The sequence below is a fragment of the Achromobacter sp. K91 genome, from assembly GCF_003576205.1.
Lineage (GTDB): Bacteria > Pseudomonadota > Gammaproteobacteria > Burkholderiales > Burkholderiaceae_B > Achromobacter > Achromobacter aegrifaciens.
Window position 1 is genome coordinate 249934 of the sequence record NZ_QWFB01000030.1, and the last position, 25072, is coordinate 275005.

A 25072-nucleotide genomic window follows, 5' to 3' on the forward strand; every position below is an offset into this window, starting at 1 on the left:
ATGAACAGGGCCATGGACGCGCGCGTCCGTGGCCCTGTTGGCATGAGGCGCCCTGGCCTCAGGGAAACTCGAAGGTGAACTCCGCGCTGCCATCGGCGATGCCGGCCTTGACCGCTCCGTCGACCGGCGCCGTGCGGAGATAGTGGGCTCGCAGCATCAGCACGGCCTGGTCGCCGACGCGCTGCATGTCATACGCGGCGCCGAAGCGGACCGGGACTTTGCCGGTATCGTTGATCATGGCAATGCCTATGCCCTCGGCGGCTTCGGAGCCGGGCTTCAGGTTCAGCACATGGGGATCGGTGTTGGGGCCGTACTTGTCGGCAAAAGTAATGGTCGGCTTGGCCGAGGCGCTGCATTGGGTGAGCACGATGGAAAATTCCTTGGCTGGCGAGGTGGCTCCCGGTGTATCGAAGAGCGAGAGGGGCAGGTCTCCCAGCGAGACTGGGATCGTCCGGTAGGCGCCGACCTCGCATTTGTTGGGGACGATTACCCCCGTGCCACCGCCAATGCCGATGACGCCGGTGCCCTGGTAGGAAAACGGCAGACTGCCGCAGACGCCGGTAATGCCCGGTGTCCAGACGGGAAAGTTCTGGATGGCCTCGCCGTAGCCCACCGCGCCCTGCTGGTAGTTGACGGCATAGAGCATCAGCGTGATGTTGGGGTCCACGCCGGTCACTTTCAGTTCACCGCTGGGCAGGTTGGCCGCGGCGTCGGTCAGTACCAGGCGCTGGATGTACTCGGTGACGGTGGAGTTTTTCTGCGACGCGGACCCGGCGGTGTCGTAGTACACGGGACGCTTGTCCATGACCACGGGCAGCGCGCCGGGTTTGATCCGTCTTTCGATGCCGTCCGCGCCCATGACGGATACCTGCAGCCCGATGCCGGGTACGTTTGTCTGCGCCGTGCCGTCGGCGGCCACGCCTGCGTTGGGACCCCACTGCGCCGCCGCAACCAATTCGTGGAGGACGCCTGCGCCCACGCCCGAGCCAAGCTGGAAATTGTTGAAAAGCCCGGCGCCCCGCTCGAACAGCACATCGCCAATCTGCGAGGAGCTGGTCAGCGGCGAGACTTCACGCCAGGGGCCGCCGGCCTGGTTCGACTGGCTGCAGTGGATGGCAGGGCGGTTCATGACCAGTTCGCCGCGAACCGGGGCGCACGGCAATGCCATCGCGGCGGCCAGCAGGAGGAGGGCGGCCCGTGCAGGCTTGTCGATCGCATGGGTGCGTGCGGGGATAGGGAGCTTGCTCATCAGGGTGTACTCCTGGATGCCGGGATCGGCTTGGACTCAGTTTGCGGCTGCGAGCGCTGCCGCGCCGTGGATCAGGGCGCCGGCGTCATCGGCGGCCTCGTAGCGCAGCGTGTTTGGGTGCGCCTGGGGTTGATGGCCGGCGGGTAGCGCGAACCGGGAGGTGGCGTACGGCGGCACGGTCAAACCGTCCAGGCGCTGCACGCCCGCCGGGGCGGGAAGCTCCAGCCGTGCCAGCGACACATGGAAAGGGGTGGGGTTGTGCGCTTCCAACTGCCATGGCGCAGCGGCGTCTCCAGAGCGCCGGTACTTCCACGCGACTTGCGCCGGGGCCTCCCGAGGATCGCCTTGCAGCGCCGGCGGACGGAACAAGAACTTCATCCTCAGCCGGAACGACAGCTGCAACTGGTTGCGGCGCGACGGCTGCAGCGAAGGGATTTCAAGGAAATTGATCCAGAACACCGATTCGCGGTCGCCCGGCAGGGGTTCGCCCGTGTAGCGCAGCTCCAGCGCCTTGCGCTCCCCGGCATCCAGCCGGTAGACCGGGGGCGTCAGCACGAAAGGGACGGGCAGCTTGCTGGGATCGGTGCGCGCCTGCGCTTGCTCCTGGTCCAGCCAGGTCTGCACCAGGATGGGCGTCTGCCCCGAGTTGCTGGTGCGTATCGTCAGCGACCTGGCTTGCGCAGGATAGATGAAGCGTGTGCCAACCACGGTCAGGTCCGCATGCGCCCAGGCTGCCATGCAGGCCATCAGCAGACCGGCGGTCAGGCGCGGTGCGCATGAGCGCAGCAGGCCCATCATCGGCGCGCCAGCGGGCCGGGGCCCATGGGCCTGCCGCCGTCCGCCGGCATCGGCGCGCAGGTGAGCGAAAGCTCATCGTAGCCCCGGGCGCGCTGCCGCGCGCGCTCGGGTAGGGCGTAGTCGATGGCGCAGCGCTGCTGCGGCCCCGGTCCCCACTGCACGATGACGCGGCCTTGATCCTGTTCCACCCGCATGACGATGCGGCTGCCCTGACCCACCGCGCCCACCGGCTTGCCGTCGGCGGCGTTCAGCACTTCCGCGCCAAAGGGCAGCGCGGCGCCGTCGGCCTGGCGGGCGTCGATCAGCACCGGCCGGGCCACGCGGGTCGGGTAGGACAGCAGCACGACTGCGCCGGCGCGCGGCGCCACGTTGCGCGAACTGGCCTGCAGCTCCACGTCGTCGGGGATGTCGCGCGGATCGATGTCGACGGTGTTGAGCTGGTAGGGGCTCAGGCTGGCGACGACGCCATAGCCGCGGGCGTCCAGGCGGTCGCCGCCGTAGCCGATCTGCGCGCCTTGCGCGTGGTCGGCGCGTACCAGCGCGACCGTTTCTCCCAGCGTCTGCGAGAAGGTCACTCCGCCAGCATGGACAAGCACGCCGCCCGACGCGTTCAGCGATGCCTGGCGGAAGCCCGCTCCCTGCGAAATACCCGCTCCCACCCAGGACTGCGGCAGGCGGTAGCTGATGTTTGCGCTTGCCGAGTTGGCGTTCTCGCGGCTGGCATGAGAGGCGGATACCGAATAGGTGCCTTGGTCGGACTCGCCCATCGAGCCCGCGACCGAGGTGGTGAAGTTGGCGCCGGCGCGGGAATCGGCGCTGTAGTAACTGTTGAGCATGGGAGCGCCGCGCTCGGCCCGGCCCAGGGGAATCGAAAGGTTCACGGTGACCAGTGTGGAGTTGTCGCGGCCGCCGCCCCGGTACGAATTTCGGGTGGCCAGGTTTTGCATGCGCTGCACGCCGAAGGAATAGGAAATGTCGCGCCAACGGTTGCTGTAGCCCAGCGCGAAGTTGATGGTGTTGCCATGGCCTTGCCAGTATTGGATGGCCGACCCCGACAGATAGACGTTTCCGCCGTTGACGCCAAGCTGCTGGCTGATGTTGGCGTCGAGCCGTCCGCGCGTGCGGCCCACGTCGCCGAACCAGCGGTAGCGCTGTGGCGCGCCTTGCAGGGCGATGCTCTCGCGCAAGCCCACGAAGCCGCTGGTGGAATAGCGGTAGGCCAGGAGCGAAAAGTTGGTGCCGCTATTGGGCAGGTTCTTGCTGTACGACAGGCGGTAGCTGGCGCCCGTCCGCGTGCCTTCGTCCGGAAGCTCGGCGCGGGATAGCGTGACGTCGGCCGCGAATGCGCCCAGCGCGGTGTTCACCGCGGCGCCGGCCAGCGCGGAACCATAGTGCCGGGTGAAAGCGAGACCGCCGTAACCCGTGTACATGTCGCCCAGCCCGCGCTTGAACGTGCCCTGCAGCAAGTACTGCGAACTGCTGCCCATGCCCAGATCTATCGCCCGCCCCGCCGTCAGGCTGTAGCGGCTGGTGCCGGGCCGCAGCAGTTGGACGGTGGTGGCGAAGGGCACGACGAAGCTGCGCGCGCTGCCGTCCGCCTCCACGATACGCACGTCCAGGTCGCCGCCATATCCCGCCGCCTGCAGGTCTTCGAGCGCGAAGGGGCCGGGCGCCACGGTGGTTTCGTAGACGAGGTAGCCACGCTGGTACACCGACACCTGGGCATTGCTGTTGGCCGTGCCGCGGACAACCGGGGTGTAGGAACGCAACGCGCTGGGCAGCATGCGTTCGTCGCTGGCCAGTTGCACGCCCCGGAACGATACGGAGTCGAACAGGTCGCCGTCGGTGGAGCTTTCTCCCATCAACAGCTGCGACTTCCACGCCGGTACGTCGGTCTTCAGATAGGTATAGCCGCGCTGATAGTTCGCGCCATGGCCCGGCGACCAGGTCGCGCTGCCGTAGTGGCGCAGCCGGAACGCGCCCACGTTGACGCCTGCATTCAGGCCCGCATAGCCACGCGTGGTGCGCGTGCCGCGGCTTTCAGAGGTGAAGAGGTTGCTGTTGTAGTTCAGCCGCGCCGCCGTCACGCCGAAGTCCCAGTTCGATGGATCCACGTAGGCGCCGGGCGTGGAGAGGCGCAGATAATACTTGGGCACGGTGAGATAGAGCTTCTGCTCGGCCACCTCCAATTTGACCTGCGCGCCGGGCACGTAGCGCGACAGCTCGCCGCAGGCTGCGGTCGAGGATAGCGCAAGCATGCCCTCGCCGCGCGCGGCCTTGTCGACGTCCAGGCCAAGGCGCGCCAGCAATGCGCTGTCATAGCACGGCGTGGCGCTGGCGCTGCCGGCCAGGAGGCGGAACGGGACCTCCTCCACGCCGCGCCACTGGCCGTTGACGTAGACGTCCAGCTTGTGCCGGCCGGGCTCCATGAAGTTGCCGCGCTCGAAGCGGCTCGTGTCGATGGTCGTGCCGCCTGCGCCTTGGAACATCATCTGCGGGTCGAAGAACGCCTGCTTGCCTTGTACGGGAGCGACCCAGACCGCCAGCGCGGCGGCAAGACCGGATGCGAGCCTTTCCGCCGCCTGGCGCCGATTCGCTGGACGAGCGGGGTCTGGCAAGCGGGGGCAAGCCCTTGCGTGTAGATTTTCCATCGGGACGTGTCAGCTCTGTGGTTCGCGGGCGCAAGCTGCGCCGCGCCTTTACTCGGTAACGGCCTGCTTTGTCTTCGTGGTTCCGCCGTAGTCGGTGATGACCTCGTACTCGACCGAGACCCGGCCCGCGGGTTTGGCCGCGCGGGACGGCAAGTCGAAGCGCGCCTTGTCGAATGGCGCGACCATGCCGCCTTCGAGCACGGTGCGCTTGTCGCCTGCGACCAGATCGACGCTGGCGAAGGAGACGTAATAAGGCGTCGGGTTCGTAACTTCCAGCGCGCGTCCGCGCAGCCTCCAGCTCAACAGCGCCGGCGCGGCTTGAACGTGAGGACGCAGCGCGGCTGGCCTGAAGAAAACCTTGATGCGCGACCGGAACTGGAAGATCAGCACATTGGCTTCGTTCGGATCGCGCGGCGGCGTTTCCAACACGTTGAGATAGAACAGGCTCTCGCGATCGGCGGGCAGCGGCTCGCGGGTGTATGAGATCCTCAGCACCGCGCCGCTGTCCGGGTCCACCCGCACGACTGCTGGCGCCAGGACGAAAGGCACGCGCATGTCCGCTGGCGACCTGTCTGCATTGCCGTCGTCCAGCCAGCTCTGCGCCAGCACGGGACCGGCGCCCGCGTTGCGGATGGCCAGCGTCACGTCGCGGGAATCCGGCGAGATGACCAGGCGCGTGCTTTGCAGCACCAGTCCGGCCCGGACTGGTGTAGCCCAGGTACACAGGGTCATGGCGCAGACGGCAGCCAGGGATGAAACGATGTGCGCTATCGACGCCATGACCGGCCCGCGCTTAGTTGTAGGACAGCAGATACTTGATGCTCGACGCGCCGGAGCCAGCGCCCGCCGCGCCGCCGACCTCGACATACTTGGCGGCGTACTTCAGTTCCGCCGTTCCCGGATTGCCCGTGATCGTGGCGACCTGCGGCGTGGTTTCCGAACCGCCAATGGGAATGATGCCGGTGTTGCCGGTCGCGTTGTTGCGGATCTGGATCTCGACGTTGGGCGCGCGGTCGGCATCCAGCAGCGCCAGGTTGCCCGCTGGCGTGGCGTTGGTCGGGTCGAACATGATGCGGACCTTCCGGCCGTCGGTGCAGCCTGCTCCGCCCGCGAGATTCAGCTGGAACTCGGCTTCGACGGCATTGCCCAGGCCGACTTCCTCCGGCGTGGGCGTGCCCAGCTGCACTGTCTGCGTGTTGCCCAGGCCCGGGGTGTTGCCGTTGATGTCGCAACCGGGAGCGCGGATAACGCCCATGAAGTTGATGACGCCGTCAACCGCGTGGGCGGGCACCGGCGCGAGCACGGAGACCAGGGCTCCGGAGGCCAGGAGAGAGGCGACGAGACTGCGTTTCATGTTGTATTTCCTTTGAAGCTAGGCTTGCCCGCGGCGATCGAGACCTTCCCGGGCGCGGGTCGGACCGGGACGGTCCTTGCGCATCCGGAAGGCAGCGATCTTTTTGGGGATTCATGTAAGGCCCGACGCCGCGAATGCGGCGATATCCAGGCGGCTCGTACCCGTCGGTTGTGCGCTCGAATCTGCGCGGGCCGGCGAGTACGGATACTTTATGGCGCGGGGGCGGGAAATTTAGTCGGAAGACATCGATTTCCGCATCTGAGAAATACGAATTTGCGCAGGGTCGCGTTGATCGGGAGCCAACCGCCGCCATTGCAGCGTCGCGATTGGCGTTGTCGCTAGTTGGCGTTGTTCAGCGGATGGACGAAGGTGTAGCCCTGTCCATAGCTCGTGCGCAGCGGCAGCTCGATTCCCGCCATGCGCGCCCGTCGGCGTAGCCGCCCGACCACGCTGGAGACGATGGCCCGTTGCAGGTGGATGGGGCGGCTTGCCGCATCCGGCCACACTTCGCGGTGCAGATCCGCAATGCTGCAGTACTGGAAGTCATGCCCGCGCAGGCACGACAGCAGCGCAAATTCCTTGTTGCTCAACGCGATCTTGCCGGCGCTGTCAGGCGCGCGCAGCGTTTTCTCCGCTTCGATCAGGGCCCATTCCCGGACCGGCGTGACGCGGACTGTCGCGACTGTGCCGGTCAAGGCGCGCCGCTGCCGCGCCAGGGCGTCGGCGGCGGGGGTGGCTTCGCGCTGCAGGCGAGTACGCAATGCCGAGGACAGGCGTTCCAGGCTGCTCAGCGCCGCCAGCAGTTCGTCGATGCCCGCGTTCGAGGCCAGGCAGGCGTCGGCGCCGGCGCATATCAGTTCGGCCCGCGCATTGGAGGAATCGTTGGCGGTGATCATGACCACCAGTCCGGTGACGTAGGGGCCGCGCCGCGCGCCCAGCATGGCGGCCAGCCATTCGACGCTGCCGTGCATGACGACGTAGTGCAATCCGGGTTCGGCCAGCTGTTCCTGCAAGCGGAGCGCGGATTGGGTCAGGCACACCATCTGGGCGCGGTCGCCCAGCCCTTGGACTAGCGTCGCCGCTGGCTCTACGGCTTCGACGCAGACATGGACGGTGTGGTTGAATGCGGGCTTTTTCATGATCGATGGCCTGTGGTTCGTGGAAGCTGGGAAGATCATTTGTATTCAAGCGTGAAGGTGGCGGTGCCGTTCGCCGCGCCGGCCGTCACCTGGTTTGCGGTCTGGTAGTAGCGGACGTGGAACGGCACGTCATAGACGCCGTCCTTGGACATGCCGACCAAGGCGCTGTCGCCGTACTTGACCGGCTGACGGTCCTTGTCCAGGAGCTGGATGCCGACGCCGGTGGCGGAATTGGCGTCGGGGCTCAAGGCGATCACGCCGGGCGCGCCTGACGCGTGGGGTTTTGCGTCCATGCGCAGGTAGACAGCGTTCAGTTCGGGTTTGGCCTCGCGGCAGTTCAGCTTGATGTTGAAGCGTTGTTCGGCTGCTGTGCTGCCGACCGAGCTGAACAGGTTCTTCCAGACCTTTCCCAGCTGTACGGGCGGAGTGGGAGCGGCGGTGCACGACGGAGTGACAATGGCCGTGGTCCTGCCGGTGAGTATCACTTTCAGGGAGTCCCCTGGCGCGTCCTGCGCGTACAGCGTGGCGTAAGTCCCTTCCTCCAGGGCTCCGTTGCCGGTGTCGGAGCTGATCTTGAAGAGCTGAACGTGAATCCAGCCCTTGTTGCCGATAGTCGTCTCCGTGCCTGTGCCGGAGAGGGACCAGGTCGTCGGGAAATAGAAGGTTCCGACGTGATCGCCCGGTCGCATTCCGATGCGTATGCCGATACCGGGAATGTTGGTGCGATAGATGTGGGTATCGTCTACGACCGTACCTTTGTGCAGGGACGCTAGCGCCTTTCCCCCTCCATCCTTGCAGACGAGGAGCGCGTTGCCTTTGTGGCTGATGGGGAATCGTCTGTCCGCGATCGGCACTACCCTGCTCGGTCCCTTTTCCGGCGGGACGACGATATTGCCCAAGGAGATGTTGATCACATTCCGGGCGATACCTTCTCCCAGGGCGCACGCTGCCAGGCTTTGCGGCGCATATGCACCCAGCATCAACGCCATGCACGACAGTGCCAGCATGCCGGTAGCGCATCTTTTTTTCTTGATCCGAGAGTCTTTCATTTGTTTTTCATTCCTCAAGCTTGCAATCGCCAAGCCAGGCATCACAGGCACATGTAGGCGACTTCGCGTATGGGAGCGGGGCGGTCCTCTTGCGGCAGGGTGTAGGACACACCACAGCTGTCGGCTGCGCCGCGGCCCCAGACGATGCGCATCGTTCCGGACTGCTGCGCGCCGGTCACGAAGGCTTGGCCGTCCGGCCCGACGATGCCGATTTCCTGGCCAGCCTCGTTGTCGATGCGCGCGCCCAACGGCACCACGCTGTTGTCCTTGCGGGTCAGCGTAAGCATCAGGCGATAGCCAACCACCGTCTCAAATCCGGCACGTATCACCGCGCCGCGAGTGGGGACCAGATTCACCGCCGCGTTCTTGACTTCGACGGTGTCGCCCAGGTCTGCGGTGAGCATGGCCAGACGGTTGGAGCGGTACGGGCTCAGACTCGGCACGATGGCGTAGCCGCTGGCATCGGTGCTGACGCCCGGATGCGATTCAAAGCGCACGTTCTCCGCCGACGGAGCGTGCACCAGCGCCACGGTTTCACCCAGAGGCTGGCCGAACGTCACGCCGCCGGCATGGACGACGATGCCGCCTGACAGCCCCGCGTTGATCTGGTTGTAGTTGCGTCCCTGCGACGCGCCCAGGTCGAGGCGGCCGATCCTGGACAAGTAGTAGGCGTTGCCGGAGCTGTTGACGCCGTTCTGGTTGGAGGTCGCCGCAGTCAGGTTGTAGCTGAGCCGGTTGTCTTCGAACGCGGAGCCGGAAACGGTGGCCGCGTGGCTGGTCTCGCCATTGTTGCCGGTGGTCAGGGAGTAGTGGGCGCTGCTGCCCGAGGCGCCTAGCGGAATCGACATCGACAGCATGACCCGGCGGTCATTCGAACCGCTGCGGCCGGTGTTCATGTCGACGAAGACGTTGTAACTGACCTGTCTGTAGGAACCGGAGTATCCGACCTGGATCAGCCGCTCCTTTTGATTCGTCTGCCAGTACGACTGTTGGCGCGCCGAGGCGTAGACCGAACCCCAAGAGCCCAGCGACTGGCTTACCTCGAATCGTAGTTCGTTGCGGCGGCTGGGCATCTTGTAGCCCGGCTCGAAATCGTCGACGCCGGTCGCTTCCCGGAAGGTCCGGTAGCCGCTGGTGGAATAGCGATAGCCGGCGACTCGGAAGTTGGTGCCGATTTCGTCGAGGGATTTGGCATACAGGAAGCGCACGGACTGGCCCTGCGTTTTCAATCGCTCGGTGGAGGTGCGCGCGTGCGACAGGTCCAACGAAATCGCGCCGAAACTGCGCAGATTCTTGCCTACGCCCACGAGGGCGGATTGATAGATGCTGGCCGCGGTGATGCCGCCATACAACGAGAATTCCTGGCCCAGGCCGCGCGCGATCGTGCCTTGCACAAAGGTGGGTTCACGCTCGTCGGAGCCGGAGGCGCTGCGATAGCGTCCGGCGGTGGCGCTGTAGCGCCAGGTGCCTTCGCGCAACAGCGTTGGCACGGAAGCATAGGCCTGCACGTAACGGGTCTGGCGTCCGTCCGACTCCGTAATGGTGACTTCCAGGTCGCCGCCGGAGGACGACGGGTACAGGTCGTCCAGCACGAACGCGCCGGGCGCGACATAGGCGTTGTAGACGATGTAGCCGTTCTGCCTGACAGTGACGAGCGCATTGGTCTGGGCGATGCCGCGTATGGTCGGCGCGTAGCCCTGCATGCTGTCCGGCAGCATGGAGTCGTCCGAAGAGACCTGCACGCCGCGGAATGGCACGCTATCGAAAAAGTTGCCCGGCGTGTTGCCGTCGCCAAGCAGCAATTGGCCGTTGATCGAGCGCAGGTCGCGCTGCAGATTGGTTTCCAGCGACTGCCATTCACCGCGCCCGTTGGTGCCGCGGTTGTAGTTGGAGGCGTGGCGCAGGCGCCAGTCGCCGAAGTTCAAGCCGCCGCGCAATCCGGCGTAGGCCGCGTAGGGCGATTCGGCGCCGCGGTTGGAGGAGTTGCCTCCGCCCTGGCGCGACATATTGAGCTGATAGTCCAGCAGGGCCGAGGTGATGCCCTTGTCCCAGCGCGACGGGTCGACTGAATCTCGCGCCGCGCGCTTGAGCGCGGCCTGCGGAATGCTCAGATACAGCCGTTGCTTGCCGCCATCGAAATTCACGGCGGCGTCTTGCACCAGCGCGGGCAGGTCCACGCAGGCGCCGTCCGCGCCCGCGGATTCGGGCAGCGCGGCCATGTTGACGCCCCAGTTCTCCAATTGGCCGCGGGTCAGGCAGACCGAGGGCTGCTTGAGGCCCTCCTGGACTTCGACGATGATTCGGCTCGCGCCCATGGACTGATCGTTGACGAACACGTCGGCCAGGTACTCGCCCGGCAGCACGCTATTGCCGAAACTGAAGATGGACAAGTCTGCCTGCGGCTGGTCTCCGCCCGTACCCAGGAACTCCTGATTGAAGACCGTGCCCGCCGGCTCGGCGGCCTGAGCGGAAAAGGAAGCCAGGCCCAGCAACAGCGATGCCAATGCCGCGAAAGGGGGCATGCGACCCTGCGATACGCCATTCATTGCATGAGCTCCGGGCATTAACGGCTTGCGGCAGGCGCGACGGGCTCGGCCTTGACGTGGACCGGAACTTGGGCGCTGGGTACGCGGACTCTTTCCTCGGGGGTCTCGGCGCCGTAGTCGTTGATGGTCGTGAACACGACGTCCACGTCCCTGGGCGCGGACAGCCCGGACAAGGGGTACTCCAGGGTGCCGCCGGGCGACACCATGCCGCCGTTGATCTCCTGCTGGCCGCCATTGACGTTCAGCGTGGCGAAGGTGACGTGATAGGCGGACGGATTTGCAATCTTGAGCACAGCGCCTCTGCCGCCGGCGGCGACCGCCCACTGCAACTGCTGACGCTGTTCGCCGGGTTTGCCCGCCAGGCCCGACGGCCGGTAGAACAGTTTGATGCGGGTGCGCACCGCGATCTGCAGTACGTTTTCGTCCTGGCTCTTTTCCGGGATTTCCTTGACGTTGAGCCAGAACACCGATTCGCGGTCGAGAGGCAGATTGCCGGCCAGGCGCAGTATGCGCAGCACGTTTTCCTGGCCTGGGTCCAGCCGCGACAGCGGCGGGCTTGCCACGAACGGCGCCTTGGCAGCGCCTTCGCCTGCATCGATCCAGGCCTGCACGACGTAAGGGGACACGCCAGTGTTCTTGACGGGAATGGAGGACTCGCGGTCCTTCTCGTTGAAAATGACGCGGGTGCCGCCGACCAGCACGCCGGCTGCCGCATTGGCGTGGGCCAGCGTGGCCGCCAGGGCGAAAATCATGAAGGGCCGCGCCTTGTGCACGAACCGTTGCGCGATGTCTTTCAGCATGGGGATCTCGATGTTGTGCTCGCAAGCCATCGGGTTCTCGTGGAACCGCCTGCTGCGAGTAGGCTTGCGGCCAGCCCCGCTTTTGAGGGGCTGGCGGTCCGGCAAAGCGGCGTTACTTGTAGTTCACCGTGAACTGCGCGGTGGCGTTGGCGGGGCCGACGGTGACGGTGTTGGCGGTCGACACATAAACGGCGCCGAACTTCAGATTGTTGGTGCCGGCGCGCAGCATGTATTCGGGGGACTCCGCTCCCAGCTTGATTTTTTTCTGGGTGGAATCGCGCAGCTCGACGGCCACGCCGGTGGCGCTGCCCAGTTCGCCGATACCGATCGCCAGCGTGTCCGTGTTGATCGTGTCTGCGGTGCCGGTGAACGTCACGCTGGCGCCCTTGGCCGTGGCGCTGCAATTGGCCAGCTGGAGTTCGAATTGCGCGGGCGTCGAGTACTTGCCCACGGCGCCGTCCAGGGTGGTCCGGGACACTTTCCCAAGCGGGACGACCAGGTTGGTTGCCTGGGGCGAGACATCGCACGGGGCATCGACGATTTCGCCAATGAAGTTGATGCGGCCGTCCTCAGCCAGGGCGGTTTGGGAAACTGCGGCTGCCGTGGCGAGCAGGGCAAACTTGATAATGATGTTCTTGTTCATGGAAGTGAATATCCTGAGTCGATTAATAATCAAAAGCGCCGCCTGGGGATTACTGAAAGCAGAGGGCGACCGACTTGCGAAATGCTTTATTTCGGTTTTCAGGAATCAACTTCCGTGCGATTCAGTTGTTATCAAAATTCAATTCGAACAATTGATAAAAGGACGCAGCCGGATAATTCATTCGCCTGCTCCTCCGAATCCCGTATTCCGCATTTCGTCGGCAACTGAAAATTAATAGAATCGGAATTCTGAAGTTGTAGGAATTCTCCCTTCTTGTTGTATGAAATTTCATATGAAAACGACAATTGGCGATTCTTTCCAATAATTGCCAACCTTAGCGAAATGAGGCGGTTTTATTGGTCCTATTTGGTATTTTTTGGGCCGTGATTTGGAAGCAACGTTACGCGGAATTTATGGGGCCGGCGACGCGTGCGGAGGGGTGGCGCGATGCCTTCTGCGATAAAATCGCCGTTGCGCAGCGCATATCAAATTCAGCCATAGGCGCGACCATCGACAATCTCCAGATGAAGCCTGAAGTTTTTGCTAGCGCTATGCGACGCGGCAATGCCGTTCGAATCAGGATGGCAATTGGTGCGGCCGCGATTCTTGTTGTCGTGCTATGTGCGCTGAGCGCGCCGACCATCGCCGCCTCGCTGCAGCAACAGCTTGCATCTGCTGCGATCCTCTCCTGGGCCTTGAACGGCGTCTTGTTTCTGGCCGTGCTATGGGTCCTGCTGGCACTGAAAGGCACGGCGAATAAAAGCCACGATCTGCTGGCGCATTTGAGGCAAGCCGCGCGCTTGATCGCCGCGGCGCCTGTGGACATGGTTATTCGGGAAAAATCGCTGCGTCTGGTCGGGCTCAGCGATGGCATGCGGCGCTTTTCGGACATCGTCATCAGGAACGGATGGGCCAGGCCCGAGCACATCGATCTGGGATTCCTCTCCGGCGCAGAGAAGGATCAGATTCAGGTGCCGCCCGAAGTTGCCGTCATCGTGCGCGAGTTCCAGGCTGCGGTGGCTACCGGCGAACCGCGCTCTTGTGACTACAGCCAGGAGCTGCCAGGAGCCGCCGGAATCCGGGCGGCAATCCAGGCCCAGATTTTTCCTCTGTTTGGCGCTGAAGATCAGGTCATAGGCGTTTTCGCCAAGGGCATGTACTTCCTGGGCCATAGCCAGTCGTTGGAGGATTCGGCAAGCGCACGTGGCCGGGCAGAACGCATCAATGACATGAAAACGCGGTTCCTGGCGGCGGTCAGCCGCGATGTGCGCAATCCCTTGAACGCCATGGCGGGCCTGTTGGAAATGGCGTCGCTTGACGCGGCGATGCCGCGGCAGTCGAAAGAAATGTTGGCGACCGTTCGCTTGTCTACGCGGTCCCTGCTCCAGTTGATTCCGTCCATCGTCGATACGCGCAGAATGGAGACCGGCGATCTGGCATGCGCCCGCGTATCCCATTCGCTGCGCAGGGTGGTAGCCGACGTGGTTGCGCTGTTCGCTCCCAGCGCCTACGAAAAGGGCATAAGCCTGACGCTGGAGGTGGCTCCCGGGGTCGCCGCCAGCCACATGGCGGACGCTCAGGGGTTGAATCAGTTGCTCAACAATTTCCTGTCCAACGCCATCCGATTCACGGAACGGGGCGGCGTCCGGATACATCTGGACGCCACCCCGGTGGAAGATGGCCGGCAATGGGTCTCGCTGTCGGTCATCGATACCGGCAGCGGCATTGATCCGCACATACAGCAGAAGCTGTCGGCCTCCCGCTACGAAGCCGGGCTGAGCGCCTCGCCCGATGGCGCCGGGCTGGGCTTGCACTACTGTCGGCAGATCGTGCATCGCGTTGGCGGAACCATCCGCATCTCCAGCGTCGTGGGCGAGGGTACGCACGTCCATGTCCGCGTGCCGCTGATGCTCGGATCCGGCGAGCGGCGCGACCCGTCGCAAGAGACCGTGCTCGGAATGGCTCAGCGACCCGCCACCGGGTTGCGGACGCTTGTGGTTGAAAGCCAGGCCGCCAACCGCCTGCTGTTGAAAAGCCAATTGGAATTCCTCGGCCATGCCGTCCAGACGGCGGAGGATGGCGCGCAGGGCTTGGCGCTTGCCAGAGCAGGCAGGTTCGACCTGGTGGTCTGCGATGGCATGATGCCGGACATGGACGGGGCAGAGTTCACCCGGGCGCTGCGTGCCGGCGCGGGCGAGTGCGCCACCGTTCCCGTGCTCGGATACACGGCCGACGCGCGCCGGGAAGACCATGAGGCGGGTTTGCAGGCTGGCATGAACGCGGTGCTGGTCAAGCCTGCGGATCTGCGCGCGCTGGAAGCCGCCGTCGCTTCCTGCCTGCCGGCGGCCTGCGTCGCGAGCGGACGTGCACGGGATGGAGCGCCATAGTGGTCCATCGCGAGGCAGACTCCATACTCACGCTTTCCGTATTCCTGAATCTGGCGCTGGCTGCGGCGCTGGTCTTGATGCTGGTCTGGCTCGCGGTGCGCATGCGCAGCGCCAGGTCGCCGCGCGGCGAACTGGCCCGGCTGGCGCGCCTGGCGGATACGCTACCCGCCGGGATTTTCATCCGCGATCTGGATTTGAATCTGGTGACGCGCAATGACGCGCTCAGGGAGTACGCCGCTACATGCCGCAGCGAGGGCTGGAGCCGCCCTCTGCATATTCCGCTGGAGTCCCTGTCCGCGCCGGACTCGGGCAGCGAACCGCCGCCCAACCTGAACGAGATAATCGACGATTATCGTCAAGTGCTGGCCGGCGGTGAAACCCTGGTCCGCGAACATCCGTTCGAGCATGATCCTACGTGTGGGGTAGCCGCTTGGGCCGCGCCGTTGCGCGGAGAGGACGGCGCCATCATCGGGTTGATCGGGGGCAGCGCACGCTTTCGTGGCTTTCCCGACATGCTGCGGGACGTGTCGACAACTCGGCTCAATATGGAAAGGGCCAACCTGATGAAATCAACGTATCTTGCGTTCATCAGCCATGAACTCCGCACCCCCCTGAACGCGATTATCGGCATGCTTGAACTGATGCTGGCGCGCGGGGGACTCGTCAGCGAGACGTATGAAAGACTTGCTGTGTCGCGCCAGTCGGCGCAATCGCTGTTGTCCCTGATCAGCGGCCTGATCGACATATCCAAGCTGGAAACCGGTCACTTTCAACTGCGACGGCAGAACGTCGATCTGCGCGCGCTGGCGGCCGACACGCTGGCATCATTTCGGGGCGCTGCCCAAGAAAAAGGCCTGCAGTTGACCCTGGACATCGGCCGCGACATTGCCGAGCGTCATTTCTCGGATCCCGTTCGCCTGAAGCAACTGCTGGATAAGCTGTTGTCCAATGCGGTCCGCTTCACGGGGCATGGCCGTATCGATGTCGCGCTGACCGCCGGGGCCGCCACGGAAGAGGTGCAGTGGATCACGCTGTGCGTCGCGGACACCGGCCCCGGGATTGCCGAGGATATCCAGGCCAGACTGGCTGCCCCGCACTTTGAACACGTGGTCGGGGAGCAAGGCGTCACCATCGGACTGGGGCTGTCCATCTGCAACGAACTGACGCGCTTGATGGGGGGCTCCATGGAAATTTTCAGTACGGCCGGGCAGGGCGCCAGAATATCGGTGCGCTTGCCTTTGGCGCTGCCGCCTTCGGAAAATGCCGCCGTGGCAGCGGCTCCTGCGCCAACGGTGGCCGACGCCGGCGGCCTGCGCATACTCGTCATCGACGACCATGAGGCCAACCGGCTGCTGCTCAAGCATCAGTTGCGGATGTTGAAGCATTCCGCGCAATTCGCGCAGAACGGCGCGGCGGGTCTGGCCTTGGCCGAACGGATGGAGTTTGATCTGATCATCTGCGATTGCGTCATGCCCGTCATGGACGGCAATGCATTTACTGCTGCCTTGAGAGCCGGCGGCGGCGTGAATGCGGCCACGCCCGTGCTGGGCTATACCGCAAGCGAACTTGAACTCGATCTGGCGTCCGGCGCGCGAGCCAGCATGAACGCCGTGCTGATCAAGCCGGTAGACCTGCAGACGCTGCAGTCGTTCATCCTCGCGCATGCCAGGCGGCCGCTGGCCAGCGTGCCCAAGATCCACTGAAGGGAGGCAGCATGTCGACTGTCTTGATTGTTGATGACCATCCCGCGTTTCGGTTGGTTCTGAGAACGCAGATTGCGCTTTTGCCCAGCGCCAGCCGGATACTGGAGGCGGACAACGGGGTCGATACGCTGGCGCTGGCCCGCAGCGAGCGCCCTGATCTCATCGTGTTGGACCTGGACATGCCGAAAATGGGCGGCCTGGAAGCCATATCCAGAATCCTTGCCATCAATCCGGACTTGCGGATACTGGTGGTGTCGGCGCATGATCCGTCGGTCTTCGCGTCGCGCGTGGCCGAACTCGGCGCCTGCGGCTACGCCAGCAAGCGGCTGGAGATCAAGGAACTGATCCGTTGCATCGAGTCCGTGCTGGCTGGCTACCGCGTGTTTCCGAATTCGGCCAAGACGGCAGGCCTGGTGGATGTGGCGGACGCCTACCAGAAGAAACTTGAACTGCTGTCCAACAAGGAAATGGTCGTCACGCAGATGCTGGCCCAAGGATTGAGCAATAAGGAAATCGGTGACGCGCTATTCATCAGCAATAAGACGGTCAGCACGCACAAGACCAGGATAATGACCAAATTGCAGATCGGTTCCCTGGTTGAATTAGTCGATTTCGCCAGAAAATCGAAAATATCGATGTGAATTTCTCATAGGGCATATTTCCGCGTGCAGAACCCAGCGGCTTCGGCCATGCATCCCGAGCAGGAAAACTCGCAGATCCAGGCGGTGGCGGTGCTGCGCGATGAACTGCTTTCCAAGGTAGGCAACGACCTGGACATTGCCGCCGAACTGGCGCATAGCCTGCACGTCAACCACAGGAAGGACGTCGATGCCTTGCTGCTGGCGATCGAACAGGAGCAGTGGGCGGAGGTCAAGCGGTATGCGCACCGGATTCTGAACACCGCGCAATTGCTGGGCTGCAGCGCCTTGGTTGAACTTTGCCTGCGCGTTGAGGCGATGCTCGGCAGGAAGGATGGTCAGGCGCGTGAGGAACTGTTGGCCGACTATGTCCCGGTCGTCAAAAATTTGAGTGCAGTCCTGGAGCGAGTGAACCGCACATTCTGAATCCTCCTACATTTTTCGCTCTCGAAGCGCCGTAGAGTGGCTGTATGTGAATTTCCTTCCCCAGTCCACCAGGAATGATGTATGAAACGCGCTGCAGCGCAATGCCAGCAACTTGGCGACCACGAAGTCATGTCGATGGCATGGCGAGGCGATGGCTTGAGCGTCGCCCTACAGCCGCAATTCAACCTGATGAACGGCGAAATGGTCGCCGCGGAATGTCTGGCTCGTTGGAAGCATCCGACCATGGGCGATATCGGACCCGCCGATTTCGTTCCCGCCGTCCATCGACTGGGCCTGGACCTGCTTTTTTTTGAGCAGATCTGCCGCCTGGCGGTCGCCGCAGCGCAGGCGCTGCAGGAAGAGGGAATCGACGTGCCGTTGGCGATCAACGCCTCGGCCTCAACCTTGTCGAGCCATGATGCGGTCGACGTCCTGGCGCGTCACGCCGCCGCGGCGAACATTCCGTTGACGCGCTTCCGGATCGAGCTGACAGAAGACCAGCCCATCACTCGCCTCGAGATGCTGCGGAAGTCCTTGAAGAAATTTGCGAAGGCCGGTTGCCAGGTCAGCATGGACGATTTTGGAACGGGCTATGCCTCGCTGCAGCTCTTGAACGCGCTGCCCATCGCCGAACTGAAGATAGACGGACGCTTCGTGCGCCGCATCCGCCGCGACCGGAAAGCGCGGGAAATCACGCGCCTGTCGGTGTTGCTGGGGGAGCGGCTCGGCCTGCGCGTGATCGCCGAAGGCATCGAAAGCGCGCCGGACATCGCTCTGCTCCAGTCCATGGGATGCAGCCACGGGCAGGGCTATGTGCTGTCGCCGCCCGTCGTGTTGTCCGAGTTCATCGAGAGCCGGAAGCGGTAGCCTCACCTGATGCGAAATTCCTGTGAAAATACCAACTTCCAGGGATATGCGGTTTCGCGCGGCTGAGACATAGTTCAGGCTGGGCAATTCCGCCCGCTCTCATCCGATGACCGCCCACATGCTTGCTTCCGAGTCGACCCTGCCTGCCCCGGTGCTGCTGGTGGAGGACGAACCCCTGATCTGCCGCCGGCTGGAAGGCCTGCTGCTGCAGCTTGGCTATGCGCCGGAGGCGCTGGTGTTTGCCGCCACGCTGGCGCAGGCGCGCGAGCAACTCGCCAGCCAGCCGTTTGCGCTGGCTCTGGTCGATCTGGGCCTGCCCGACGGCAACGGCACCGATTTGATCGCCGAGATGCACGCGGAGGATTCCAGCCTGGCGATCCTGGTGATTTCGGCATGGAGCACGGAAGACGCGATTCTTGCCGCGCTGCGCGCGGGCGCCACGGGCTATGTGCTCAAGGAACGAGACGACCTGGAGGTGTCCCTGTCCATCCGCAGCGTGCTGCGGGGCGGGGCGCCTATCGATCCCTTCGTGGCCCGACGCATCATCGAAGAACTGCGCCCCAGGCGGGCCGAACGCGCCGACGAGGCTGCGGGCGATTCCGTCGAAACCCTGAGTCCGCGCGAAAGCCAGATCCTGCGGTTGGTGTCCGAGGGACTGGGCAACCGCGAGATAGCCGAGGAACTGCATCTGTCGCGCTACACCGTCGAATGCCACGTCAAGCATATCTACCGCAAGCTCGCGGTCTCCTCGCGCACGCGTGCCATACACGCGGCGCGCACGCGCGGCTTGCTCGATTGAAGTGGCTGGCCGTCCTGTGGTTGGCGCTATGGCTGGCGCCGGCGTGGGCCCAGGAGCCCGCTGACGCCTGTACGGCGCAGGTGCTGTCGGTACAGGTTGCCAAGGGCGGCGACGATGGCAGGCGTCCGGAGCCGGCGCAATGGCAGGCGGTCGAACTGCCCGACGACTGGAGCGCGCGTTGGCCGGGCTACAGCGGTACCGCCTGGTACCGGATCGGCTGGACGCGCAATTGCGCCGGCACGGCGTCCGGGCAGGTGGCCTTGGCGCTGGAATCCATCGTCATGGCGGGTGAGGTCTATATCAATGACGAACGGATCTGGAGCGATCCGCACCTGACAGAGCCGCTGTCGCGCAGCTGGAACGTGCCGCGTTACTGGGTGATTCCCGACGCCCTGCTGCATCCGGGCGAGAACACCTTGTGGATCCGCGTGGTCGGCGTGGCGGGGCAGACGCCCGGCCTGGGGCCGGTGCGTCTGGGCGGACAGTGGACGGTGTTGCAGCAGTACGAAGACCTGTGGTGGCGCAACCGCACGTTGTTCACGCTCAACCTGATCGTCTCGGGCGTCCTGGGCGGCCTGTGTTTCTTCATCTGGCTCATGCGGCGCGAACAGCGCGCCTTTGGCTGGTACGCGCTGATGGCCCTGTTCTGGGTGCTGTTCATTGCCAACGTGCTGGTGACCAGTCCCTGGCCGTTCCCCGACAGCCTGACGGCGGCTCGGGCCAACATCATGGTGCTGGTGCTGTACGTGGCCTGCTTCTGCGTCTTTACATGGCGCTTTGGCGACCAGTCCTTGCCGCGCATCGAGAAGGCGCTATGGCTGCTGGCGGCCGTGCTGCTGGCGGCGATGGCCTTCGTGCCGCAGGGGCATCTGCCGCAAGTGCAGCTGAGCGTGGTGCTGATCGTGTCGGCGATCTTCTTCGCCAATTGCCTGCAATTTCCGTTTCACGCGCTGCGCACCCGCCGGCCAGAGCACGCCATGCTGGCGGCATGCCTGCTGGCCTTCTTCGCTGCCTGCGCCCACGATCTGCTGCTGATGCTGAGGCTTATCGACGGCGAGGCCACCTACACGCCTTTCACCAGCGTGGTGGTCACGCTATGCATGTCCGCAGTGCTGGGGCTGCGCCATGCGCGCAGCGTGCGCCGCATCGAGCGCTTCAACCAGGAGCTGGCCAGCGGCATCGAGCAGGCGCGCACCGAACTCGCCACCACGCTGGAGCGCGAGCATGCGCTGGCGCTGACGAATGCCCGGCTGCAGGACCGGTTGCAGATCGCGCACGATCTGCACGACGGGCTGGGAGGCTCCCTGGTCCGCATGATGGCCGTGGTGGAGCAGGCCAGCGCGCCGCTGCACAGCCAGCAGTTTCTTTCCATGCTCAAGCTGTTGCGCGATGATCTGCGGCAGACCATAGACAGCGGTTCCAGCGCGGGCGTTACGGTGCCGGCCACGCCGCGGGAATGGATAGCGCCGTTGCGCCACCGTTTCATGCAGCTGTTCGACGAGCTGGACATCAGCGCCACCTGGCGGGTGCCCGAGCTATGGCGCACGCCGCCCAGCGCCCTGCAGTGCATGGCGCTGACGCGGCTGGTTGAGGAATCGCTGGTGAACGTGCTCAAGCACAGCCGCGCCCGCCGCGTGGAACTGGAGCTGCGGCAGTCCGAATCCGACCGTCTGGAGCTGCGCATCGAGGATGACGGCGTCGGTTTTGACGTGGCCGCGGTGCTGCGCGCGGGCATCAGCGTGGGCATGCGCAGCATGCACGCCCGCATCGCCAGGGTAGGGGGCGAGCTGGACGTTGCATCGCAGCCGGGGCGCACTGCGCTGACCGCCACGCTGGGGCTGCGCACGCCTCAGGCTTGAAGGCCGGCTATTTGGCGGTGTTCTCGTCGTCCACCGTCAGTCCGCCGCTTTTCATGATGCTCTGGGCGATCTCCTCGGCGGACTTTCCGGCAAAACCGTGTTCCCCCGCGGTAATGCGGAAGCTGTCGCCTTCCAGCGGGCTTTGCAGCGTGGCGGAAGACAACAGCACGCCGCCCGACCGCAGCTGGATGCGTTTGCCCACGCGGTCGCGGGTGAAGTCGGCAAGGGCCTGGCGGCTTTCGGGCTTGAGTTCGACGTCTACCGTCCTGGCGGAGGTTTGCGGGTCGGCGCCGGCGGTGGCGCGCGCCACCTGCAGCACGACGGTCTCTGCGTAGGCCGCGCCGGGCAGCAACAGCGCAAGCGCGGCCGCGCGGGCGAGTTGTCTCATTGATGGCATGGCAAGCTCCTTCTGATGGACATCCTGGCCTGGTCCCTTCGCAGGGCCTGGGCGGGTTCCTACATCCTAGCGCATGTCTCGCTGGCGATCGTCTGCGCAAATCGGACAAGCACGAGCGCGCAATGGGCGCTATGCTTCGCGGCGCGAAGTTCAGCGCGGCAACCGCCGTGCGATCCATACGAAGAGAGTCGAAACATGTCCAACGTTACCGCCGGCGCCACGCCGCTCGCCGAGCTCTACCAACATGTGATCCAGGAAGAGCTGGGTCTGGTCGCCCGGATCGACGAAGAGGGCGATGTCCTGTTCCGCCATCCCGAACTGGGCACCCTGTATTTCAGCCTGAGCGCCGACGATCCCGAATTCCTGCGCCTGGTCTATCCGTCCTTCGCCGATGCGACCGATCTGGGCATGGGGCGCGCCGAGCTGCTGGAGATCATCAATACGGTCAACAACCGTTGCAAGGCGGTGAAGCTGTACATCACGCAGAGCAGCGGCGATGTGGTCACGAACCGCGTTTCGGCCGCGATCGAGAGCTTTGTGGCTGCACCCGACGCGCTGCCCTCGGAGGCCTTGCTGCGCGGCATAGTCGCGCGTTGCCTGTCGGCGATCCGCCACAGCGCCGCCGAGACGCTGCGGGAAGCCGGCGTGCTGAAGCCGGCAGACGAAAGCGCGCATTGATACGGCGGCCCGATCCCGGCCTGGGCCGGGTCTAACGAAGGAGAGTCTCATGGCAGTGCGTGGAGTCTGGCTTGCGGCCGGCTTGTTGTTGAGCGGTATCGCTCACGCGGGATCGGCGCCGGCAGAATTGAGCTGCGTATCCGAAAGCGGCAAGGTCGCGCTGGAAGGCACGATCCCCTCATCCTCATCGGACGAAATGAAGCTGAAGCTGAGCTATGCGGACGGCAGCCTGGCGTTCGACTCGGACGCGAACCAGAACTATGTCGTGGCGGACTTTCCGCAGGCCGTGTTCACGCTGGTGGTGGCGGCCCAAGGGCAGCCGCTCACGCTGTACGCGATACCGTCCAGCATGGCGGTCAAGCGGGAAAGCAATGGCGACGCCGCTGGCAAATTCCAGGCCAAGCTGACGGCTCCACGGCCCCGCAGCGTGTCGGGGGTGCAGGCCGATACTCCGCTGAAAGCTACCCTCAACTGCGACTACCGGTACTCGCTGTAAGGTTGGACGGTAGCTGACCGGCAGCTTGCCCAGCCCCTTTCTCCAGATGACTGGACATCTGGAGAAAGGGGCTTTTTCATGTCTGAAGCCTGAGGATAGGCGCCGATATGCACCTGCTGTGAGCAGATCGATACGCATGAATTGTTGTTATTGCGCTGCATTCTGGCCTTGTGAACCGGTCAAATTTCACAAAATTGACATTTGTCTGAATAAATCCTGACTATTTGTTGAACGTAAAAATAAGAATGAATATCATTGGCGCTCTTAAAAAACCAAGATCGCGCTGATAGCGCAGCCGCCGCGGGGCGGCTTCTGACAGAGTCCAATGAACAAAGCAGATACATCGACGGCCCATGCCAAGGCCGGTGGGAATACTTCGGCCTCCATTTATGCAGCGATGTGCGGCGCGCTGATGTCGCCGGGCCTGGCCCTGGCGCAGGGCAGCGTGGCGCCGGGCGCCGTACACGAACTGTCGCCGGTGCACGTGCAGGGGCAGGCGGTCAGCGATGGCTACGAAGCCAACATCGCGTCCTCTCCGAAGATGACGGCGCCTCTGCTGGACACGCCGCGTTCGGTCACCGTGATCACTGAACAGCTGATGCGCGACCGCGCGGCGACCTCGCTCATGGATGTGTTGCGCACCGCCCCGGGCATCACCTTTGGCGCGGGCGAGGGCGGCACGCCCACCGGCGACCGCCCATTCGTGCGCGGCTACGAGGCCAGCACCGACATGATGGTTGACGGCATGCGCGACCTGGGCCGTTTCTCGCACGAGACCTTCAACCTGGAGTCGGTCGAGATCCTGAAGGGCCCCAGCTCCGCCTATTCCGGCCGCGGTTCGACCGGCGGCAGCATCAACCTGGTCAGCAAGAGCCCCAAGCTGGAGAATTTCGCCGAAGGCACGGTCGGCGTGGGCACCGACGACAACTGGCGCCTGACCGGCGACGGCAACTGGGCGCTGGGCGAGAGCTCGGCATTCCGCCTGAATTTCATGAAGCAGGGTGGGGACATCCCGGGCCGCGACCATGTCGAAACCGATCGCTGGGGCGTGGCGCCCTCATTCTCCTGGGGCCTGGGCACACCGACGCAGGTCACGCTCAGCTACTACCATCTGCAGAACGACGACACGCCCGACCTGGGCATTCCGTTCAAGAACGAGTCGCGCCCGGATCGCGTCACGCCGCCCAAGGTGGACCGCAACAACTACTACGGCCTGATCGGCCGCGACTATCGCAAGAACCAGGCCGACATGACCACCCTGATGGTCGAGCACAAGTTCAGCGACAAGCTGAAGCTGCGCAACGGTACGCGCTATAGCGAGTCCACCAACGAATACGTGATGACCCGCCCGTCTTTCGACAATTGCGCGGCGCGTGTGGGTGGCAGGCCCAACCCCGCCTATGGCGTGGCGCCCTGCTCGAACGAAGCGGACGGCGTGAAGATGAGCAAGGCCCTGCGCAGCCTGAACCAGACCAACCGCTCCTTCATCAACCAGACCGACATGTTCGGTGAATTCACCGCCGGCGGCCTGCGTCACAGCTATGTGGCCGGCCTGGAGTTCAGCACCGAGACGATCAGCAAGCGCGACGGCGTGCCCTCGGGCGGCTTCGACAAGACCCTGCAGGACGACCTGTACAACCCCAATCCCCGCCAGCCTTATACCGGCAGCCTGAGCTGGGGGCCGCGCTACGACGCCGCCAAGACCATCACGCGCGCGGCCTACGTGTTCGACACGGTCAAGTTCAGCGAGCAATGGGAAGCCAACGCCGGCCTGCGCTACGACAATTACCGCGTGACCAGCGGCAACGTCGAGCGTACCGACAATATGTGGAACTACCAGCTGGGCCTGGTCTACAAGCCCGCGCCCAATGGCAGCATCTACGTGTCCTACGGCACCTCGTCCAACCCGTCCGGCGAAACGGCAGGCCAGTCAGGCGGCGCCGACGGCGCGGCAGGCGGCCGCCTGACCGCGGGCACCGCGGCGCTGGCGCCTGAAAAGAGCCGCAGCATCGAACTGGGCACCAAGTGGGACGTGTTCGACGAGCGCCTGTCGCTGACGGCAGCGGTGTTCGAAACCCGCAAGACCGATGCCCGCAGCTCCGATCCCATCACCGGCGACGTGACGCTGTCCGGCAGCAACCGCGTGCGCGGCATCGAGCTGGGCGTGGCGGGATCCATCACGCCCAAGTGGCAGGTCTGGGGCGGCTACAGCTACATGGACCCCAAGGTCACCAGCTACCAGAGCGGCGGCACCGACTACAGCGGCAATCAGATGAAATTCATCGCCCGCCAGAGCGCCAGCCTGTGGACGACCTACAAGTTCCTGCCGGAGCTGACGGTGGGCGCCGGCGCCACCTACACCGGCAAGCGTTACGTGGACGACGCCAACGTCTATCAGTTGCCGTCCTACTGGCGCTACGACGCGATGGCGGCTTATCAGTTCAACAAGAACTTCGGCCTGCAGCTGAACCTGAACAACCTGACCGACGAGACCATCTACGAGGCTTCGCACGTGGGGCTGTTCAGCTATGTGGCGCCGGGCCGCTCGGCGATGCTGACCGCCACGTTCCGCTATAACTGACGCGCAATGCGC

The 25072-nt window shown here is 64.4% G+C and carries 21 protein-coding genes; 10 read left to right on the forward strand and 11 right to left on the reverse strand.

Annotation, left to right across the window (positions count from 1 at the left end; translation table 11 throughout):
* Positions 1-58: 58 nt before the first annotated feature.
* From DXK93_RS12750 to DXK93_RS12795, 10 genes are all read right to left on the reverse strand, one after another.
* Positions 59-1249, reverse strand: a complete 1191-nt coding sequence (locus DXK93_RS12750; protein ID WP_054457693.1) for a fimbrial protein — start codon at positions 1247-1249, stop codon at positions 59-61.
* A gap of 36 nt (positions 1250-1285) precedes the next feature.
* A complete protein-coding gene (locus DXK93_RS12755) occupies positions 1286-2047 on the reverse strand; it encodes a molecular chaperone (RefSeq protein WP_233564546.1) in 762 nt (253 codons plus the stop codon).
* Positions 2044-4665: a fimbria/pilus outer membrane usher protein gene (locus DXK93_RS12760; RefSeq protein ID WP_119450216.1), complete on the reverse strand. Its 2622-nt coding sequence runs from the start codon at positions 4663-4665 to the stop codon at positions 2044-2046. The genes DXK93_RS12755 and DXK93_RS12760 overlap by 4 nt, the downstream gene beginning before the upstream one ends.
* Positions 4666-4746: 81 nt before the next feature.
* Entirely contained in the window at positions 4747-5430 is a 684-nt protein-coding gene (locus DXK93_RS12765; RefSeq protein WP_119450298.1) for a molecular chaperone, read from the reverse strand.
* Between the two features lie 61 nt (positions 5431-5491).
* Positions 5492-6052: a fimbrial protein gene (locus DXK93_RS12770; RefSeq protein WP_054457690.1), complete on the reverse strand. Its 561-nt coding sequence runs from the start codon at positions 6050-6052 to the stop codon at positions 5492-5494.
* A 338-nt stretch (positions 6053-6390) separates the two neighbouring features.
* Positions 6391-7191: a winged helix-turn-helix domain-containing protein gene (locus tag DXK93_RS12775; protein WP_119450217.1), complete on the reverse strand. Its 801-nt coding sequence runs from the start codon at positions 7189-7191 to the stop codon at positions 6391-6393.
* Positions 7192-7226: 35 nt separating this feature from the next.
* Positions 7227-8198 (reverse strand): fimbrial protein, encoded by a 972-nt coding sequence (locus DXK93_RS12780; protein WP_054457688.1) that lies wholly within the window; start codon positions 8196-8198, stop codon positions 7227-7229.
* 83 nt (positions 8199-8281) lie between these two features.
* Positions 8282-10786, reverse strand: coding sequence for a fimbria/pilus outer membrane usher protein (locus DXK93_RS12785; protein WP_119450219.1), 2505 nt, complete (start codon positions 10784-10786; stop codon positions 8282-8284).
* 17 nt (positions 10787-10803) lie between these two features.
* Positions 10804-11616 (reverse strand): molecular chaperone, encoded by an 813-nt coding sequence (locus tag DXK93_RS12790; RefSeq protein ID WP_119450220.1) that lies wholly within the window; start codon positions 11614-11616, stop codon positions 10804-10806.
* Positions 11617-11698: 82 nt separating this feature from the next.
* Positions 11699-12229, reverse strand: coding sequence for a fimbrial protein (locus DXK93_RS12795; RefSeq protein ID WP_119450221.1), 531 nt, complete (start codon positions 12227-12229; stop codon positions 11699-11701).
* A 383-nt stretch (positions 12230-12612) separates the two neighbouring features.
* Here DXK93_RS12795 and DXK93_RS12800 point away from each other — a divergent pair, with 383 nt between their 5' ends.
* From DXK93_RS12800 to DXK93_RS12830, 7 genes are all read left to right on the forward strand, one after another.
* Entirely contained in the window at positions 12613-14616 is a 2004-nt protein-coding gene (locus DXK93_RS12800; RefSeq protein WP_147400240.1) for an ATP-binding protein, read from the forward strand.
* Positions 14617-14819: 203 nt separating this feature from the next.
* Positions 14820-16319 (forward strand): ATP-binding protein, encoded by a 1500-nt coding sequence (locus DXK93_RS12805; RefSeq protein ID WP_158598558.1) that lies wholly within the window; start codon positions 14820-14822, stop codon positions 16317-16319.
* Positions 16320-16330: 11 nt separating this feature from the next.
* Complete coding sequence (locus DXK93_RS12810) at positions 16331-16960, forward strand: response regulator transcription factor (RefSeq protein WP_119450224.1); 630 nt, start codon at positions 16331-16333, stop codon at positions 16958-16960.
* Between the two features lie 48 nt (positions 16961-17008).
* On the forward strand, positions 17009-17383 hold the full coding sequence (locus DXK93_RS12815; protein ID WP_054457681.1) for an Hpt domain-containing protein: 375 nt from the start codon (positions 17009-17011) through the stop codon (positions 17381-17383).
* An 81-nt stretch (positions 17384-17464) separates the two neighbouring features.
* Positions 17465-18250, forward strand: a complete 786-nt coding sequence (locus tag DXK93_RS12820) for an EAL domain-containing protein (RefSeq protein ID WP_054457680.1) — start codon at positions 17465-17467, stop codon at positions 18248-18250.
* Between the two features lie 106 nt (positions 18251-18356).
* Positions 18357-19049 carry a response regulator transcription factor gene (locus tag DXK93_RS12825; RefSeq protein ID WP_054457679.1) on the forward strand — a complete coding sequence of 231 codons (693 nt, stop codon included), beginning with the start codon at positions 18357-18359 and terminating at the stop codon, positions 19047-19049.
* Complete coding sequence (locus DXK93_RS12830; RefSeq protein WP_119450225.1) at positions 19046-20908, forward strand: sensor histidine kinase; 1863 nt, start codon at positions 19046-19048, stop codon at positions 20906-20908. The genes DXK93_RS12825 and DXK93_RS12830 overlap by 4 nt, the downstream gene beginning before the upstream one ends.
* Positions 20909-20915: 7 nt before the next feature.
* On the opposite strand, the gene DXK93_RS12835 is transcribed toward DXK93_RS12830, so the two are convergent.
* Positions 20916-21305, reverse strand: a complete 390-nt coding sequence (locus DXK93_RS12835) for a hypothetical protein (protein WP_054457677.1) — start codon at positions 21303-21305, stop codon at positions 20916-20918.
* Positions 21306-21500: 195 nt separating this feature from the next.
* Here DXK93_RS12835 and DXK93_RS12840 point away from each other — a divergent pair, with 195 nt between their 5' ends.
* From DXK93_RS12840 to DXK93_RS12850, 3 genes are all read left to right on the forward strand, one after another.
* On the forward strand, positions 21501-21983 hold the full coding sequence (locus DXK93_RS12840) for a hypothetical protein (protein WP_054457676.1): 483 nt from the start codon (positions 21501-21503) through the stop codon (positions 21981-21983).
* Between the two features lie 49 nt (positions 21984-22032).
* On the forward strand, positions 22033-22479 hold the full coding sequence (locus DXK93_RS12845) for a hypothetical protein (protein WP_119450226.1): 447 nt from the start codon (positions 22033-22035) through the stop codon (positions 22477-22479).
* Positions 22480-22804: 325 nt separating this feature from the next.
* Positions 22805-25060, forward strand: coding sequence for a TonB-dependent siderophore receptor (locus tag DXK93_RS12850; protein ID WP_119450227.1), 2256 nt, complete (start codon positions 22805-22807; stop codon positions 25058-25060).
* The last annotated feature ends 12 nt before the right edge of the window (positions 25061-25072 follow it).